Origin of the sequence: Actinomadura kijaniata (genome assembly GCF_014138665.1) — a bacterium.
Lineage (GTDB): Bacteria > Actinomycetota > Actinomycetes > Streptosporangiales > Streptosporangiaceae > Spirillospora > Spirillospora kijaniata.
The window spans coordinates 1-16,007 of record NZ_JACJIA010000018.1; the positions used below are offsets into that span (position 1 = coordinate 1).

General features: G+C 72.7%; 16 protein-coding genes. 10 read left to right on the top strand and 6 right to left on the bottom strand.

All coding sequences use genetic code 11. From position 1 onward, the window contains the following. The 6 genes from HNR61_RS41535 to HNR61_RS41560 all read left to right on the top strand — a co-directional run. The coding region (locus HNR61_RS41535; RefSeq protein ID WP_182848643.1) for a phosphoadenosine phosphosulfate reductase domain-containing protein at window positions 1-375 on the top strand (375 nt) is incomplete at its 5' end. A 20-nt stretch (window positions 376-395) separates the two neighbouring features. Beyond that, complete coding sequence (locus HNR61_RS41540; protein ID WP_182848785.1) at window positions 396-1,655, top strand: sulfate adenylyltransferase subunit 1; 1,260 nt, start codon at window positions 396-398, stop codon at window positions 1,653-1,655. A gap of 105 nt (window positions 1,656-1,760) precedes the next feature. Further along, a complete protein-coding gene (locus HNR61_RS41545) occupies window positions 1,761-3,050 on the top strand; it encodes a DegT/DnrJ/EryC1/StrS family aminotransferase (protein ID WP_182848644.1) in 1,290 nt (429 codons plus the stop codon). 19 nt (window positions 3,051-3,069) lie between these two features. Beyond that, complete coding sequence (locus HNR61_RS41550; protein ID WP_182848645.1) at window positions 3,070-4,134, top strand: Gfo/Idh/MocA family protein; 1,065 nt, start codon at window positions 3,070-3,072, stop codon at window positions 4,132-4,134. After that, complete coding sequence (locus HNR61_RS41555) at window positions 4,131-5,195, top strand: hypothetical protein (RefSeq protein WP_182848646.1); 1,065 nt, start codon at window positions 4,131-4,133, stop codon at window positions 5,193-5,195. The genes HNR61_RS41550 and HNR61_RS41555 overlap by 4 nt, the downstream gene beginning before the upstream one ends. A 34-nt stretch (window positions 5,196-5,229) precedes the next feature. Continuing rightward, a complete protein-coding gene (locus tag HNR61_RS41560) occupies window positions 5,230-5,844 on the top strand; it encodes a hypothetical protein (RefSeq protein ID WP_182848647.1) in 615 nt (204 codons plus the stop codon). 74 nt (window positions 5,845-5,918) lie between these two features. On the opposite strand, the gene HNR61_RS41565 is transcribed toward HNR61_RS41560, so the two are convergent. Next, the gene (locus HNR61_RS41565; protein WP_182848648.1) at window positions 5,919-7,316 is read right to left on the bottom strand and encodes an arylsulfotransferase family protein; all 1,398 of its coding nucleotides are present in this window, start codon (window positions 7,314-7,316) and stop codon (window positions 5,919-5,921) included. 125 nt (window positions 7,317-7,441) lie between these two features. Continuing rightward, window positions 7,442-8,074 (bottom strand): O-methyltransferase, encoded by a 633-nt coding sequence (locus HNR61_RS41570; RefSeq protein ID WP_182848649.1) that lies wholly within the window; start codon window positions 8,072-8,074, stop codon window positions 7,442-7,444. 269 nt (window positions 8,075-8,343) lie between these two features. Here HNR61_RS41570 and HNR61_RS41575 point away from each other — a divergent pair, with 269 nt between their 5' ends. Next, window positions 8,344-9,990, top strand: coding sequence for an HAL/PAL/TAL family ammonia-lyase (locus tag HNR61_RS41575; protein WP_182848650.1), 1,647 nt, complete (start codon window positions 8,344-8,346; stop codon window positions 9,988-9,990). 94 nt (window positions 9,991-10,084) lie between these two features. On the opposite strand, the gene HNR61_RS41580 is transcribed toward HNR61_RS41575, so the two are convergent. The 4 genes from HNR61_RS41580 to HNR61_RS41595 all read right to left on the bottom strand — a co-directional run bounded on the left by HNR61_RS41580 (window position 10,085) and on the right by HNR61_RS41595 (window position 13,765). Next, complete coding sequence (locus HNR61_RS41580) at window positions 10,085-11,185, bottom strand: acyltransferase domain-containing protein (RefSeq protein WP_182848651.1); 1,101 nt, start codon at window positions 11,183-11,185, stop codon at window positions 10,085-10,087. A 79-nt stretch (window positions 11,186-11,264) separates the two neighbouring features. Beyond that, window positions 11,265-12,386, bottom strand: coding sequence for an inositol-3-phosphate synthase (locus HNR61_RS41585; RefSeq protein ID WP_182848652.1), 1,122 nt, complete (start codon window positions 12,384-12,386; stop codon window positions 11,265-11,267). A gap of 2 nt (window positions 12,387-12,388) precedes the next feature. Beyond that, window positions 12,389-13,486 (bottom strand): DegT/DnrJ/EryC1/StrS family aminotransferase, encoded by a 1,098-nt coding sequence (locus tag HNR61_RS41590; protein WP_182848653.1) that lies wholly within the window; start codon window positions 13,484-13,486, stop codon window positions 12,389-12,391. 3 nt (window positions 13,487-13,489) lie between these two features. Further along, entirely contained in the window at window positions 13,490-13,765 is a 276-nt protein-coding gene (locus tag HNR61_RS41595; RefSeq protein WP_182848654.1) for an acyl carrier protein, read from the bottom strand. A gap of 278 nt (window positions 13,766-14,043) precedes the next feature. Here HNR61_RS41595 and HNR61_RS41600 point away from each other — a divergent pair, with 278 nt between their 5' ends. The 3 genes from HNR61_RS41600 to HNR61_RS41610 all read left to right on the top strand — a co-directional run bounded on the left by HNR61_RS41600 (window position 14,044) and on the right by HNR61_RS41610 (window position 15,896). Further along, window positions 14,044-14,268, top strand: coding sequence for a helix-turn-helix domain-containing protein (locus HNR61_RS41600; protein ID WP_220510436.1), 225 nt, complete (start codon window positions 14,044-14,046; stop codon window positions 14,266-14,268). A 66-nt stretch (window positions 14,269-14,334) separates the two neighbouring features. Next, entirely contained in the window at window positions 14,335-15,177 is an 843-nt protein-coding gene (locus tag HNR61_RS41605) for an inositol monophosphatase family protein (RefSeq protein WP_182848656.1), read from the top strand. Window positions 15,178-15,245: 68 nt separating this feature from the next. Then, a complete protein-coding gene (locus HNR61_RS41610; RefSeq protein WP_083999520.1) occupies window positions 15,246-15,896 on the top strand; it encodes a helix-turn-helix transcriptional regulator in 651 nt (216 codons plus the stop codon). The last annotated feature ends 111 nt before the right edge of the window (window positions 15,897-16,007 follow it).

Here is a 16,007-nt window from a genome sequence, read left to right on the forward strand (position 1 = left end):
CATGTGCGGGTGTTCCCGCTGTCGAACTGGACCGAGCTGGACATCTGGGACTACATCCGCCGCGAGCGCCTGGAGCTGCCCTCGATCTACTTCGCGCACACCCGGCGGGTGTTCGAACGCGATGGGATGCTGCTGGACGCCGAAACCGGGTTCGCCAACCGGGGGGAGGATGAGCCGGAGTTTGAGGCCAGCGTCCGCTACCGCACCGTGGGCGATGCCTCCTGCACCGGGGCGGTCAAGTCGGCGGCGGTGAGTCTGGATGAGGTGATCGAGGAGATCGCGGCCACCCGGGTCACCGAACGCGGCCAGACCCGGGCTGATGATCGGGCCAGTGAGGCCGCCATGGAGGACCGCAAGAAGGAGGGCTACTTCTGATGGCCGCCCCCAGCAAGAACATGGACATCCTGCGGTTCGCCACCGCCGGCTCGGTGGATGACGGCAAGTCCACCCTGATCGGGCGGCTGCTGTTCGACTCCAAGTCGATCTTTGAGGATCAGCTGGAGTCGGTGGAACGCACCAGCGCCGATCGGGGTGAGGAGTACACCAACCTGGCGTTGTTGACCGATGGCCTGCGGGCCGAGCGGGAGCAGGGCATCACCATCGATGTGGCCTACCGCTACTTCGCCACCCCGCGGCGCAAGTTCATCATCGCCGACACCCCCGGCCACATCCAGTACACCCGCAACATGGTCACCGGCGCCTCCACCGCCGACCTGGCCATCATCCTGGTCGACGCCCGCAAGGGCATCCTGGAACAGTCCCGCCGCCATGCGTTCCTGACCACGCTGCTGAAGGTCCCGCACCTGGTGGTGGCGGTCAACAAGATGGACCTGGTCGACTACGACCAGCAGGTCTACGAGCAGATCGTGGATGAGTTCGCGACGTTCGCAGCCCGGTTGGACGCGAGGGATCTCACCTTCATCCCGCTGTCGGCGCTGCACGGTGACAACGTGGTCGAACGCTCTCCTAACACGCCCTGGTATGAGGGGCCCTCGCTGCTGCACCACTTGGAGCATGTGCACATCGCCTCGGACCGCAACCTGATCGATGTGCGGTTCCCGGTGCAGTACGTCATCCGCCCGCACAAGTCGACCGATCCTGAGCTGCACGACTACCGGGGCTATGCCGGGCAGGTCGCCGGTGGGGTGCTCAAGCCCGGCGACGAGGTCGTCCACCTGCCCTCGGGGTTGACCACCACCATCACCCATATCGATGGGCCCAACGGGCCGGTGGCCGAGGCGTATGCGCCGATGTCGGTGACGTTGCGGCTGGCCGACGACGTCGACATCTCGCGGGGGGACATGATCGCCCGGCCGGGCAATCGGCCCGAGGTCGCCCAGGATCTGGAGGCGATGGTGTGCTGGATGACCCCGGAGCGGCAGTTGTCGCCGCGGATGAAGGTGCTGGTCAAGCACACCACCCGCACCGCGCGGGCGATGGTCAAGGACCTGCACTACCGGCTGGACGTCAACACCCTGCACCGCGATGAGACCGCGACCGGGCTGGGGTTGAACGAGATCGGGCGGATCTCGTTGCGGGTCACCCAGCCGCTGTTCGTCGACGATTACGGCCGCAACCGGCTGACCGGCGGGTTCATCCTCATCGACGAGGCCACCCACAACACCGTCGCCGCCGGAATGATTACGGGGGCATGACCATTCGTGCGCCTGCCCGAGCGGCCATCGGGAGATTACGGAGCGGCGCCGCGATCCTCATGATGAATTTCGTTGCCGACGAATTCGAGAGTCAGGTGGCTCTACATGAGTGAAGCCCTCCCAATGGACAAGGCGCCCGCCGCCGGGCTCGCCGCTTACGGCGGCGCCCCGGTCCGCACGACCCCCTGGCCCGCGTGGCCGCCGCTCGACGACGAGACGGAACGCATCGTCCTCGGCGCCCTGCGAAGCGGCCGCTGGGCGATCAGCGAAATGCACAACGGCGAAGAACTGTACGAACGCCGTTTCGCCCGCGCGTTCGCGAAATACCACGGCGCGGAATACTGCGTTCCCACCACCAGCGGCACCAGCGCGTTGACGATCGCGTTCGAGGGGCTCGGGCTGAGCCGCGGCGCCGAGGTCCTGGTGCCCGGGCTGACCTGGGTCGCGTGCGCGTCGGCGGTGGCGGGCGTGGGACTGGTCCCGGTCCTGGTGGACGTCGACCCGGACACGCTGTGCATGTCCCCGGAGGCCGCGGCCGCCGCGGTGACGCCCCGGACCGAGGCGATCCTGCTGGTGCACTACGCCTGCAACACCGCCGACATGGACGCCTTCGTCGAGCTGGCCCGGCGGCACGACCTCGCGCTGATCGAGGACTGCGCGCAGGCGCACGGCGCCGAGCACCGCGGCCGGCCGGTCGGCACGATCGGCGCGGTGGGCACCTTCAGCATGCAGGAGTCGAAGGTGCTGACCTGCGGCGAGGGCGGCGCGTCCATCACCTCCGACCCGGTCCTGGCCGGGCTGATGGAGCAGTACCGGGCCGACGGCCGGGTCTACACCGACGACCCGGGGCTGGGCGAGCCCAACCTGCGCGACCTGGGGGACGTCCAGGGGCGGAACCTGTGCCTCTCGGAGATCCACGCGGCGGTGCTGCTGGGACGGCTGAACCACCTGGAGGCCGAGAACGAGCGCCGCCGCGAGACCGCCGCGCTGCTGGACGAGTTCCTCACCACGATCGACGCGTTCTCGCCCGTCCCGCTGCAGGAGGGCTGCACCAAGCGCACGTACTACCGCTACTGCATCCGCGTCGACGACGCCGTCCGGCCCGACGAGGTCGAGACCATGCGCGTCGAGCTCTGCCGGGAGCTCGGGGTCACGTGCGAGCCGCTGCACGACCCGCTGAACGACTGCGCCCTCTACAACCCGATGGGCTCGCCCCAGAAGTACGACCCGGCCCTGCTCGGACGGCTCGACCCGCGCGGGTTCGAGCTTCCCGAGTCGCTGCGGGCCCGCAACCAGTTCCTCACCCTGCCCCATTTCCTGCTCCTCGGCGACCACGACGACTTCCGCGACCTGCGCGACGCGCTGCGGAAGATCGCCGACGCCCACGGGCTCTGACCGACGGAAGGATCACCACATGCGCCGGAAACTGACGGTCGACGTCGTCGGATGCGGGGAGATCGCGCAGATCATGCATCTGCCGCACCTGCTCGAACTGTCGGACGTGTGCACGGTCCGCGCGGTCTGCGAGCGGGACCCGCACGTCCTCAAGGGGGTGGCCGAGCGCTTCGGCGTCACCGCCGCCTACACCGACCACCGCCGGATGCTGGAGGAGAGCCCGGCGGACGTCCTGGTCGTCCTCACCTCGGGCGACCACGCGTCGATCATCCATGACGCCCTCGACGCCGGGATGCACGTCTTCGTGGAGAAGCCGCTGTGCTACTCGGCCGAGGACGCGCACGCGATCGCGCGGCGGGCGAAGGAGGTCGGGCGGACGGTGATGGTCGGCTACAGCCGGCTGTTCGACTCGGCGTTCGACACGCTGCGGGCCGCCCTCGACGAGCAGGACGGCCCGCTGTACGTCAGGGCCGAGGCGTCGCTGCCCATGGACTACTACTACCGGGCGCACCACGACGTCGTCAGGCCCCTGGACTGGACCCCGCCGTCCCATGCGCCCCAGTGGGGCGGGTCGTGGGACTACTTCTACGAGGAGGTCCTGTTCAACCTGGCGATCCACGAGGTCTACTGCCTGCGGGCGCTGACCGGGATCGCCACCCCGGAGATCACGACGGCCGGGGACGTGCTGGACCGGCGCGGGGTCGAGGCGACCTGGCGCGACGGGGACCGGGTGCACGCCAGCCTGAGCGTGCTGACCCTCGACACCGTCGCGGGCGGCTACGTGGAGGAGTTCCGGGCGGTGACGCGGTCCGACACCTTCCTGCTGAAGTACCCGTCGATCTACCTCAAGAGCTGGCCGGCGAAGCTGTCGCGGACGGGACTGCGCGACGGGACGCTGACGAGCTCGACGGTGTTCGGCTCCTACGTGGACCCCTTCAAGGCCGAGCTGGAGCACTTCTTCGAGGTGCTGACGGAGGGACGCCCCTGCCTCAGCACCGCGGAGGACGCCGCCCACGACGTGACCACGCTGAACCGCATCCACGCCGCCGCGAAGGCCGCCGCGAAGGCCACGGCGACCCGATGATCGACATCAGCGTGGCCATCATGCACCACCCGCGTCGCGCTGACCGGATCCCCGCCCTGGTGCGCGCGTGCGCCCCGCTCGACCCGGTGGTCGTCCCCGACCCCGAGCCCGACGGCCGGCCCAGCCCGCTTCGCACGGCCAAGCGCGCCTGGGCGGCCGTCGGCCGCGACGCGACGCACCACCTGGTCCTCCAGGACGACGTGCGCCTCGTCCCGCGCTTCGCCGAGCAGCTGCGCGACGCCGTCCGGGGGCGTCCCCGGCACGGGGTATCGCTGTTCTGCCTGTGGCACACGCCGCACAACTCGTACCTGGTCCGGCGGGCGGCGGTGGCGGGCGAGGGGTACGCGCCGCTGTCGCCCCGGGAGTGGACCCCCACCCAGGGCTTCGTGCTGCCCGCCCGCCTGGCCCGCGAACTCGCCGAGTACCTCGCCGGGATCCCCGACGAGGTGCAGGACGACGACGAGGTGATCGCGGTCTTCTGCCGGGAGCGGGGCGTGCCGGTGGTGGCGACCGTCCCGCACCTGATGGACAGCGGGCACGAACGCTCCCTGGTCGAAGGCCACCACAACGGGCTGCGCGCCGCCGTCCACACGCCGGGCCGGCCCTGGACGGCGGGCGCGGGCACGGCGGAGCTGCCGCCGGGGCCGTACGCGGTGCAGCTGTACGACTCGGTCTGCTCGGTCCGGCCGACGTACGGCGACCCGGTCGAGCACCAGTTCCCCTGGTACTGGTACGACGCCTGTCCGCTCACCGGCCTCGACCCCGAGGCGGTCCTGGACGCGGGGGCCCCGTACCTGTCCCGCTCGCCCGACCGGCTGCTCCCCACGATGACGGCGGTGTGGGCGGCCGGTTACCTGCTCGGCGCGGACGTCGGCGGCCTCGCGCCGGCGCTGGCCGGGCCCGGCCCGCTCACCCCGGTGGCGCTCGGGTCATGGCTCGACCAGGGGCTCTCCGAACGGGACGCGAGGGCGGGCGGCGGGCTGCGGGCCGACTGCCTGCGCCTGGCGGACGCGGCCGTACGGCGGGGACTGCGAGACCGGAGGCGAACCGATGTCCACTGACCCGATGTCCACTGACCCGATGTCCACTGACCCGATGTCCACTGACCCGGTGCCCACCGACCCGGTGAGCGAGACGGTGCGGGCGATGGCGCGGCGGGAGGCCGCCGCGGCGCTCCTGCCCGCCCCGCGCGTGGAGTGGGGGGCGAAGGGCCCCTCCGTGCGCCCGCTGCTCGTGCCGTGCCCCGCCTGCGGCGCGCACGCGGACGCGCGCGGGTGGGCGCCGCCCTTCGACGACGGGTCGGACGCCGCTCCGGTACTGCGGATGCTGGCCTGCGAGAGCGTCACCGCACGGGCGGTGCTGCCCATCGTCGTCGTGGCCGAACGCTTCCCCGCGCTGCGCGGCGCCACGTTCCGGACCCGCGCCCTCGCCTGGTCCGAGACGTCCCACCGGGGCCTGGCCGCGGCGCTGGAGGCGATCGACGCGGCCGAGCGGTGGGTGACCGACCCCGGGCGCGCGGCCGGCCGCACGCTCCCGGCCTCCACCCGCCGGCGCGGCGCCGACGCGCCCTGGACGCGGTACCGGAGGGGACTCGTCCCCTCCTTCCTGTCCCCGCACCCCGACCCGCGGATCGTGCCGCCGGCGCTCGAAACGCTCTACGCGGAGGAGCGCCGCGCCGCGACCGTCGCGGCCTACCACCGGGCGCACTGATCCGTTCGTCCGCCCCCAACGCGACAGCTCCCACGGAGACTCCGTGGGAGCTGTCGGCGTAGGACCGGCCGGGGTCAGGCCCCGACGCGGGTGACCGGAGAGGCGTCGATCACCTTGCCGTCGGCGTCCAGGGCCTCCAGCCGGACGAATCCGGCCCGGCCCGCCTCCGGCAGCTTGATGGTGGTGTCCAGGCCGTCCCAGTCGACGACGTCGGCCTCCCGCAGGGCGTCCTCGGTGTCGCCGGCGAGGAGCCGCCACCGGGCGACGCCGGTGGCGCCGTTCCAGAACGCGTGGACGTGCTCGCCGTCGAACCGGACCTCCGGCGGCGTCGCCGGGCGGCCCTCCCACTCCTGCCGGAAGGCACGGTAGGTGGTCCAGCCGGGCCCGGAGGGCGTCTCGGCCTCGAACAACAGCTCCCCGTCGGGGGAGAACTCCGAGATCCGCCCCACCCGGCCCCAGCCGACCAGCACGTTGCCGTTGGGCAGCTCCTGGGCGTTGCCCTCGGCCACCGACGACAGGTGCTCGGGATGGGTGAGCGTCCGGACGTGAGTGGCGACCCCCGTCTCGGTGTCGGCCCGGACCCACACCACCCGCGACTCGTAACCCTCGATCATGTTGTTGGCGCCGTTGTCGAAGATCCGGTAGACGCCGTCGCCGACCGCCTGCCCGTCGTGCGGCCAGTTGACCCGCGCGCCGACGCCCAGCACGAAGGTGCTGTAGCCGCTGCCGAGCTTCCACAGGACCTCGCCGGTCTGCCGGTGGACCTTGTAGACGGCCGAGGAGATCCGGGCGGTGATGAGCAGATGGCCGTCGTCGTCGATGCTGACCGCGTTCAGGTGCAGGTAGTCGTACGGCTGCCCGGTGGCCAGCGACATCACCACCGGCATGTCGCTCTCCTGGACCGGGATGTGCTCCAGGCCGCTCCAGTGCAGCAGCACCTCCCCGGTCGCCACGTCGATCTCCTCGACCACCCCGTCGATGAGCGTGCCGTCGGCGGGGCCGTCGAGCTCCGACAGGTCGACGGACCGCTCCTGGTAGCTGACCACCAGCGCGGTGTCGCGGTCGGTGAGCAGGAACTCGTGCAGGTCGGCCGAGTGCCCGCCGCCGACCTGCACGCTGGCGATGATCTGGTAGTTGAGGTCGGCGATGTAGGCGGTGCCGACTCCGACGCCGGTGTCGGTCGCGGTCCCCTGCCACCAGGTGATGACCGGTTCGCCCCGGTACCGCTGGACGCGGACGTTGGTGGCGTACTGGCCCTCCGGCACCGGGCGGAACCACACCAGCCGGCCCTGGTTGTCGACGATCTGCGGGCCGTGCGGGACGGCCGGCTCGAACATGGACTGCGGGGAGATGAACAGGAAGCCCGGCGCGACGTCCGCGCTGGACCTCGTCACGGTGATCCGCGGGATCTCCGAGTAGTCGGGCATGGGCGTGGTCGCGGGAACGTCCGGCTCCGCTGCGACATGGTTCACGTGTACCTCCAGTGGGGGCGTTCGGCCGGAGTCCTCATCGTCGGCGGCGGCCCGCGCCCGCCGTAAGGCGCGACCGGCCGCAGGAACGGCCATGCCCGGATGGTCGGGCGCGGGCCGGCGGGCGCTCAGCGCTTGTAGACGATGGTCACGCCGTCCCCGGCGGGATAGGTGATGGAGTGGACCCGGTCGTCACCGGCGACGGCCGTGTTGAACTCGCGCACCGCGACGACGTCCTCGTCCAGGCACTCCTGGTCGAGGACCAGCCCGCCGCGCAGCGCGTCACCGATCATCATCACTCCGCCGGGGCGCAGCAGGGGCAGGAGCAGCTCGTAGTAGCGCAGGTGGTTGACCTTGTCCGCGCCGACGTAGGCCAGATCGACCGGGGGATCGCCGGGCAGGTCGCGCAGGAAGGCGTCGGCCGGTCCGACCCGCAGCTCGATCCGGTCGGCGACCCCGGCCCGCGCCCAGTACTTCTCGGCGACCGCGGCCCACTCGGCGTTGATCTCGCAGGCGAGGATCCGCCCGCCCGGCGGCATGGCGCGGGCCATGCACAGCGTGCTGTACCCGGTGAACGTCCCCAGCGCCACCGCGCGCCGCGGCGCGACGACCCGGGTGAGCATGGCGGTCATCAGGCCCTCGTAGTGGGTGCTCTGCAGGTTCGGGGCCGTGGCCACCGTCTCCGCGGTCAGGTCCCGCAGAACCGGGTCGGGGGGCTCGGTGAGCGACGCCACATACTGCTCGGCCGACAGCATTCGCATGCGGTTTCTTCCTTTCCTGGAAAAGGGCGGGATCAGCGCCACGTTAGTGCGGCCCCCGCCGTCGGCCCATCGTCGAACAGGCGCACGTTCGGGCAGGTCCGCCGCGGGAACCGCGCCGTTCATCCGGCCGTTTCGCGCAGCCCGGCGCGGTCGCGGCACCGGGCATGCCCATCCGGGCAGCGCGTGAGCGCGGCGGCTCAGGGATTACGCGGGACTTTCCCCGTTCACCACACTGCCGGAAAAGGATGCACACGGAAATGGGGTGCCAAATGGCGGACGACTTTTCCGCGTCCGGCCCGCGGCCGCTGCACGACTCGCCGCTGCTCATCGACGGCCACCGGCTGACGCTGCCGGACACCGTCCGGGTCGCGCGGGGCGAACGGCGGCCGTGGGTGGGCCTCACCGCCGAGTCCGTGCGGCGGATGGACGCCACGACGGAGGTCAGAGACGAGCTCATGGCGCGGGGCCTGCCGATCTACGGGGTGACGGCGGGCTTCGGGGACAGCAACACCCGGCAGGTCCACCACGACAAGGGCGCCGCGCTCCAGGAGAACCTGCTGCGCTTCCTGAACTGCGGGACCGGGGACGCCGCCGAGCCCGACGTCACCCGCGCCACGCTGCTCATCCGCGCGAACTGCCTGGCCCGGGGCTACTCGGCGATCCGGCCGCGCGTGGTCGAGCTGCTGCTGGACTGCCTGAACCACGACATCCTGCCGGTCATCCCCGAGCGCGGGTCGGTGGGGGCCAGCGGCGACCTGGTCCCGCTCAGCTACGTGGCCCGGATGCTGACCGGCGAGGGGGAGGTCAGCCACGCCGGCGAGCGCCGACCGGCGGCCGAGGCGCTGGCCGACGCCGGGCTGGCCCCGGTCACGCTGGAGGCCAAGGAGGGCCTGGCGCTGGTCAACGGGACCTCGTTCATGTCGGGCTTCGCGGCGCTGGCCGCCCACGACGCCGCCGAGCTGGCCTACGCCGCCGAGCTGTGCACGGCGATGGCCAGCCAGGTGCTGATGGGGAACCCGGCCCACTTCGACGAGTTCCTGTTCCGGCAGAAGCCGTTCGAGGGGGTCCTCGCCAGCGCCCGCGCCGTCCGGGAGCTGCTGGACGACCCGGACGCCGCCGGCACCGGGAACGGCGCCGACGGGGACTGGGCGGGGGAGGGCTACCGCCAGCTCGAACGGCCGATCCAGGACCGGTACTCGATCAGGTGCGCCCCGCACGTGGTCGGGGTGCTGCGCGACACCCTCGGGTGGACCGAGCGGATGCTGGAGATCGAGGTCAACTCCTCCAACGACAACCCGCTGTTCGACCCGGCCGGACGCGTGCTGAACGGCGGCAACTTCTACGGCGGGCACGTCGGCCAGGTGATGGACTCCCTCAAGATCGCGGTGGCGAGCGTGGGGGACCTCCTCGACCGCCAGCTCGAACTGGTCGTCGACGAGAAGTTCAACAACGGGCTGACGCCGAACCTCATCCCCCGCTACGAGACCGGCAGCTGGGACGCGGGGCTGCACCACGGGTTCAAGGGCATGCAGCTCAGCGCGTCGTCGCTGGTCGCCGAGGCGCTGCGGGGGACGACCCCGGCCACCTCCTTCTCCCGCTCCACCGAGGCGCACAACCAGGACAAGGTGAGCATGGGCACGATCGCCGCGCGGGACGCCCGGACGGTCGTGGAGCTGGTCCGGGAGGTGACCGCGATCCACCTGATCGCCCTGTGCCAGGCCGCCGACCTGCGCGGGCTCGACTGCCTCAGCCCGGCGACCGGAGCCGCGTACATCATGATCCGCAAGCTGTCGCCGTTCCTGTCGGGGGACCGCCCGCTCCAGGACGACATCGCGCGGGTCGCCGAGGTCGTCCGCTCGGGCGAGCTGCGCAGGATCGTCACCGAGTCGACGGCCCGCGTCCCGGCGCTGGGCTGAGTCGGCGGCGCTCCCGCGCCCGGACGCGACGGCGGCCCTGGACTCCGAGGAGTCCAGGGCCGCCGCCGTTGCGCGTGACGCGGTTCCCGGGGCGTCACGCAGGGGAGAGGTCCAGCCAGAAGCCGCGCCGCTGCCAGGGCTGCGCGGGCAGCGGCACCCGCAGCCCGCCCGTGCGCACGCGGGACCAGTCGGGGTCGCGGCCGGCCGCGTACACGGTGCCGAGCGCGGCCAGCAGGGTCTCCAGGTCCGGCTGCTTGCGCACCAGCGAGGGGACGGCCGCCGCCGTGGCGCCCGTGGCCTCGATGGCGTCCCCGACGGCGGACACCAGCAGCGGATGGGGGCTGATCTCCACGAACAGCGCCGGCCCGCCGTCGCCGAGGACGGACCGGACGGCGGGCCCGAACCGCACGGGCCGCCGCACGTTCTCCATCCAGTAGGGGCCGTCCAGCTCGGCGCCCTCGACCGCCCGGTCCCAGACCGTCGAGCGCAGCGGGACGCGCGGCGGCCGGGACCGGACCCCGGCCAGCGCCTCCAGCAGGGCGTCCCGGATCGGCTCGACCTGCGGCCCGTGCGAGGCGTACCCGACGGCCACCCGCCGGGAGAAGACCCCGCGCTCGCGCAGCGGCGCGACGATCCGCCCGATCGCCTCGGGATCGCCCGACAGCACGGTGAACCGGTCGCTGTTGAGCACACCGGCGCACACCCGGTCGGCGTACGCGCCGATCGCGGCCTCGGCCTCCTTCTCGCCGAGCCCGACCGCCCACATCGCCCCGACCGTGCCCAGCCGCCGCAGCAGGACGGCCCGCCGGCACACGACCGCGGCGGCGTCGGCGACGCTCAGGGCGCCGGCCGCCGTGGCGGCGGCGATCTCACCCATGCTGTGCCCGACGATGAGGTCGGGCCGCACCCCCCAGTCGGACCAGACCGCGCTCAGCGCGACCTGGAACGCCCACAGCGTCGGCTGGATCTCGTCCACGGCCGACAGCGGGGCGTCCTGCTCCAGGCGCCACCGCGGCGACCAGCCCAGCTCGGCCTCGACGGCCGCCGCGCACTCGTCGAGCGTCTCGGCGAACACCCGGCTGGACCGCAGCAGCCCCCGGCCCATGCCCACCCACTGCGCCCCCTGACCCGGAAAGACGAACACCAGCCGGATCGGACCGGCCAGGTCACTGGTGATCGTGGTGGTCGTGCTCAAGGATCGTCACCTCCGCCCGCGGGCACGGCGACGGCCGGGCCGCCCGCGGCGGCTCGGCCGTCCCCTCACCCGGCCTCCGTCAGTCCCGCTCCCGGCCGGCCGTCCACAGCGCCAGGCGCTCGCGGGCCACCTGGTCGGACTCCTGCGCCACCGCGCGCGGCGGGGCCTTGAACAGCCACGCCGACACCCACTCGTCGACGGCGGTGTCGCCGCGGTCCATCGCCAGCTTGGCGATCCGGGCGGCGTCGATGACCACACCCGCCGAGTTCGGCGAGTCCGGCACCGTCAGCTGGATCTCCATGTCGATCGGCGCGCCGCCGAACCCGCGGCCCTCGCAGCGGATGAACGCCTTCTTGGTGTCGCCGAGGAACTGCACGTAGTCGGAGGGGCCGATGTGCACGTCCTCCGCGGCGAGCTCGCCGTCGTAGGCGTCGGTGACCGCGGACGTCTTCGACGTGCGCTTGGAGGCCAGCCGGCCCTGTTCGAGCATGTTGTAGAAGTCCATGTTGCCGCCGACGTTGAGCTGGTAGGTGCGGTCCAGGGTGATGCCCCGGTCCGAGAAGGCCCGTACCAGCACCCGGTGCAGGTAGGTGGCGCCGAGCTGCGACTTGATGTCGTCGCCGATCAGCGGCAGCCCCGCGGCGCGGAACCGGTCCCGCCACTCGTCCTTGCGGGCGATGAACACCGGCACGTTGTTGACGAACCCGACGCCCGCCTCCAGGGCGACCCCGGCCCACCACTCGGTGGCCCCCTGGGAGCCCACCGGGAGGTAGTTGAGGAGCACGTCCACCCCGGTGGACCGGATCCGCTCGATGATCTCCTCGCGGTCGTCGGCCCGCCCCGCGGGCTCCTCGTCGGCGACGGTGACGCGCTCGCGGTACTTGGCGCCGGCGCCGTCCAGGGCGGGCGCGCGCGACACGCGCACGTCCGCGCCGACCGGCAGCAGGTCGCCCTGCGGGATGCCGACGTCGAGGTTCTGCCCGGCGGTGCGCGCCGACCACAGGTCCTTGCCGACCTTCTCCACGTCCACGTCCCAGGCGGCGACGGGCTCCAGGGCGCCGGGGCCGTACGGTCCGACCTCCGGGAACATCAGCCCGGCGGTGAGGTCGGGTGCGGAACGGTAGTACGCCGTGCCCTCCAGCAGTGCGCGGGCGCAGTTGCCCACGCCGATGATGCCGATCCGAACGACAGGGTTCTCCATCGTCAGCCTTCCACGATCGTTTCCAGGATGCGGCAGACCCGGTCCACCTCATCGTCGTTCCAGGTCATAGGGGGTGCGGCCTCGGTGCCCAGGCACAGCGTGCCCGCGGCCGCGGCCTCCGCCACCGGCGGCCGGTCGCCGCCGGCCCGGCCGAAGGCCGGGTGGAGGTGCAGGGGTGACCGGCCCCAGCGGTGCGTCGGCACCCCCGCGCCGGCCAGCGCCCGTTCCAGGCGGTCGGCGCGCTCGGGGTGCCAGCCGGGGACCCCGAAGCGGATCTTGTGCCATGCGGGGGCGGCCGGCCCCGCGGCGGTCTGGTGCCACAGCCCGGCCCGGTCCATGGCCGCGTGGACGCGGTCGGTGACGTCCCGGGCGCGCGCGGCCCACCGGCCGGTCTCCGCCAGCCGGTGCGCCACCATGGCCATCGTCAGCTCGGACGGCCGCCAGTTGTGGCCGCCGGCCCACACCACGCCCGCGTTCGAGCGCGAGGCGCCGGCGGGCACGCCGTAGTCCCGCAGCTCCCGCAGCCGCTCGGCCAGGCCGGCGTCGTCGGTGGTGACGGCGCCGCCGTCGGGGGCGGCCACCAGCTTGGCCGAGGAGAACGACCAGGCGTGCGTGCCCACCGCCCCGACGTGCCGCCCGTCCCACAGCGTGCCGATCGACTGGCACGCGTCGGTCAGGACGGGCCGTCCCGCCACCCGGTCGCGCGGCAGGCCGTGCGGGACCCCGTGCAGGTCGACGGCGATCACGAGGTCGGCCTCGGGCGGGTCGTCGACGAGCGTGAGGGTGTCGGGCCGCACGTCGGTGAACACCAGCTCCGCGCCGATGTGCGCCGCTCCGGTGACGGTGCCCGCGAACGTCAGCGAGGGGACCGCCACCCGGCTGCCCCGCGCGCAGCCCATCGCGTGCAGGGCGGCGTGCAGCGCCGAGGTGCAGCTGTTGAAGGCCACGGCGTGCGGGGCGCCGGTCAGCCGCTCCATGCGGCGCTCGACCTCGGCCGTCCACGGCCCGTCCGTCCACACCCGGGACACGGCCACCTCGGCGAGCAGCTTCAGCTCGCCCGCGGTGGGCTCCGGCGGCCAGCGACGCCGCTCCAGGTCCATCGGTCAGCGGGCCCCGGACTCGGCGGCCGTCTTGACCAGGAAGGCGGCCATCGCGTCGATGGTGGGGTGGTCCCAGGCGAGGGTCGGCTCCACCACCAGCCCCATCTGGTCCTCGATGTCGTCGCAGAGGCTCAGCGCGGCCATCGAGTCCAGGCCCTGCGCCTCGAAGGTCGCGTCGACGTCGATCTCCGCGGCGTCCTTCTGCAGGTACTCGGCGATCCGCTGGATCAGCCAGGTCCGCGTCTCGTCGATGGATTCGGTCAGGGTCTGCCCCGTCATGGAAGCCTCCTCGCCTCGCTTGGTCAGCCGGTGCGCGATCAGTGTCGCCACCGGCCCGGCGGCGGCGTCACCCCTGACCAGCCGCGCTTGTGCACTGCCTGGATGGGCATGCCTGGACGGCAATTCCCGGAAAGGAATAGCAACACTTTCCGTCATTCCAAGTCAAAGCGGAGGAAAGCACGCTGAGTGATCATGTGAAAGCGGAGAACGCCTTATTTCCGTCCGACCCGTGTCGTACTTTCGGGAGCGTGGTCACGGGGAACACACGAGGGGGCGAAGTGAACGACGTTGTACGTCCGCCGGTCACGAGGGAGCCGTTCAGCGGTCTACAGCGGGAGATCATGGTGTTGCTGGCGGCCGGCCTGACCGACGCCGCGGTCGCGGCCCGGCTGAGGGTGTCGCAGCGGACCGTGCAGCGTCACGTGCGGCGGACGATGGCGCAACTGGACGCGCGCACCCGGTTCGAACTGGGGATCAGACTGGCCGAACTCTGCCTTGTCTGAGCCGCGCCCGAACGGGCCTGCCCGTTCGGGCGCGCGAACCGCGCACACCGGCGTTACCGTGCCCGGATGACGATCCAGGACGAGACAGCCGACGACATCGGGGCCCTGGTGCGCGCGGCGGCGGACGCCGCCCGCCGGGCGGGCCGCGCGCTGCTGGCCGGGGCCGGGACCGGCGCCCGCGGCAAGCCGGGCGGCCACGCCCACGACGTCGTCACCGAGGCCGACACCGCCGTCGAGGAGATGCTCAGGGCGGAGCTGACCGCGGCGTGCCCGGGCTCGGCAGTCGTGGGGGAGGAGGGCGGGGCCGACGGCGACGGGGAGGTCCTCTGGTACGTCGACCCGATCGACGGCACCCACAACTTCTCGCGGGACCTGCCGCTGTACTGCGTGTCCATCGGCCTGACCGTGCGCGGGGAGCCGGTCGGGGGCTGCGTGTACGAGCCCGCGCGGGACGAGCTCCACACCGCCGCGGGCGGCGTGCTCCTGCGCGACGGACGCGCCGTGGAACCGCCGCCCGAGCGCCCGGTGCCGATGATCCTGGCGGACCTGCCCCGCGCCGGAACGACCCCGGACCCCGCCGAGTTCGCGCTGTTCGCCGAGCTGCTCGCCGCCGCCGACGTGCGGCGGATCGGCTCGTCGGCGCTGGCCCTCGCCTACGTGGCGACCGGCCGGGCCGACATGGCCGTCGTCCCCGACGCGCTGGCCTGGGACCACGCCGCGGGCCGGGTGCTGGTCACCGCCTCCGGGGGCACCTTCGTCGCGGTCCCCGAGGGGCCGTGCCTGCGGCGGCCCGGCGCGTTCGCCGCCTGGCGGCCCGGCCTGTCCGATCTCGGCGCCACCGTCGTGCGCGCGTTGGAGCGGATGCCGTTCCTTCGGGGATGGCTGGAAGACGACACCACTCTGGCCTGACCGACTAGTGATCACTTTTGATGGCGGAGGAACGACAAGTCCGGGCGACACCAGAGGGATACGCGTCGATGACGGAGAACATCGTGACCTGCCGGCTGAATGTTGTGATCTACGCCAAGAACGTGGTCGTGGGGCGCGGGCTCGAGGCGGTGCTGCGGATGCTGCCGCGCGTCGAGGAGGTGCGCTACTGCACGACCAGATGGGGAGCGGACGAGGTCGTCGCCGCCGACGAGGTGGACGTGCTCGTCGTGACCGGGGCGGAGGTCGCGGACGCGGCCGAGCTCACCGCCGCGCGGCGCACCAAGGTGCTGCTGCTGCTCGACGAGGTCGAGGCGTCGGGCTCGGCGTTCGGCGGGACGGCGGCCGACGGCTTCCTGATCCAGCAGGACCTGACCGCGCACGACCTGGGGGAGGCGATCGACCGGATGATGCTGGGGGAGATGCCGATGCCGGCGCGGGTCGGCCGGGAACTGCTGGCCCGGGTGGGCTCGCCGCTGCCCGGCGGCGCCGCGCGGCCCGCGGTGCTGACCCCGCGGGAGAACGAGACGCTGGCGCTGCTGGCCGAGGGGCTGAGCAACAAGCAGATCGCGCGCCGCCTGTCGATCTCCGACCACGGCGCCAAGCGGCTGGTCACCAGCGTCATGCTCAAGCTCGGCGCGCCCAACCGCACCGCCGCCGTGGTGATCGCCATCAAGCAGGGGATGATCTCGGCGGCCTGAGCCGCCCCCCGGACGGCCGGCGGCCCTCCGGGGGACACCCGGCCAACCGGGTATGCACTTTCAACCGGCTGCACGCGCGTCCATCGGTGCCTTATGCCCCCGCCCCGGGGG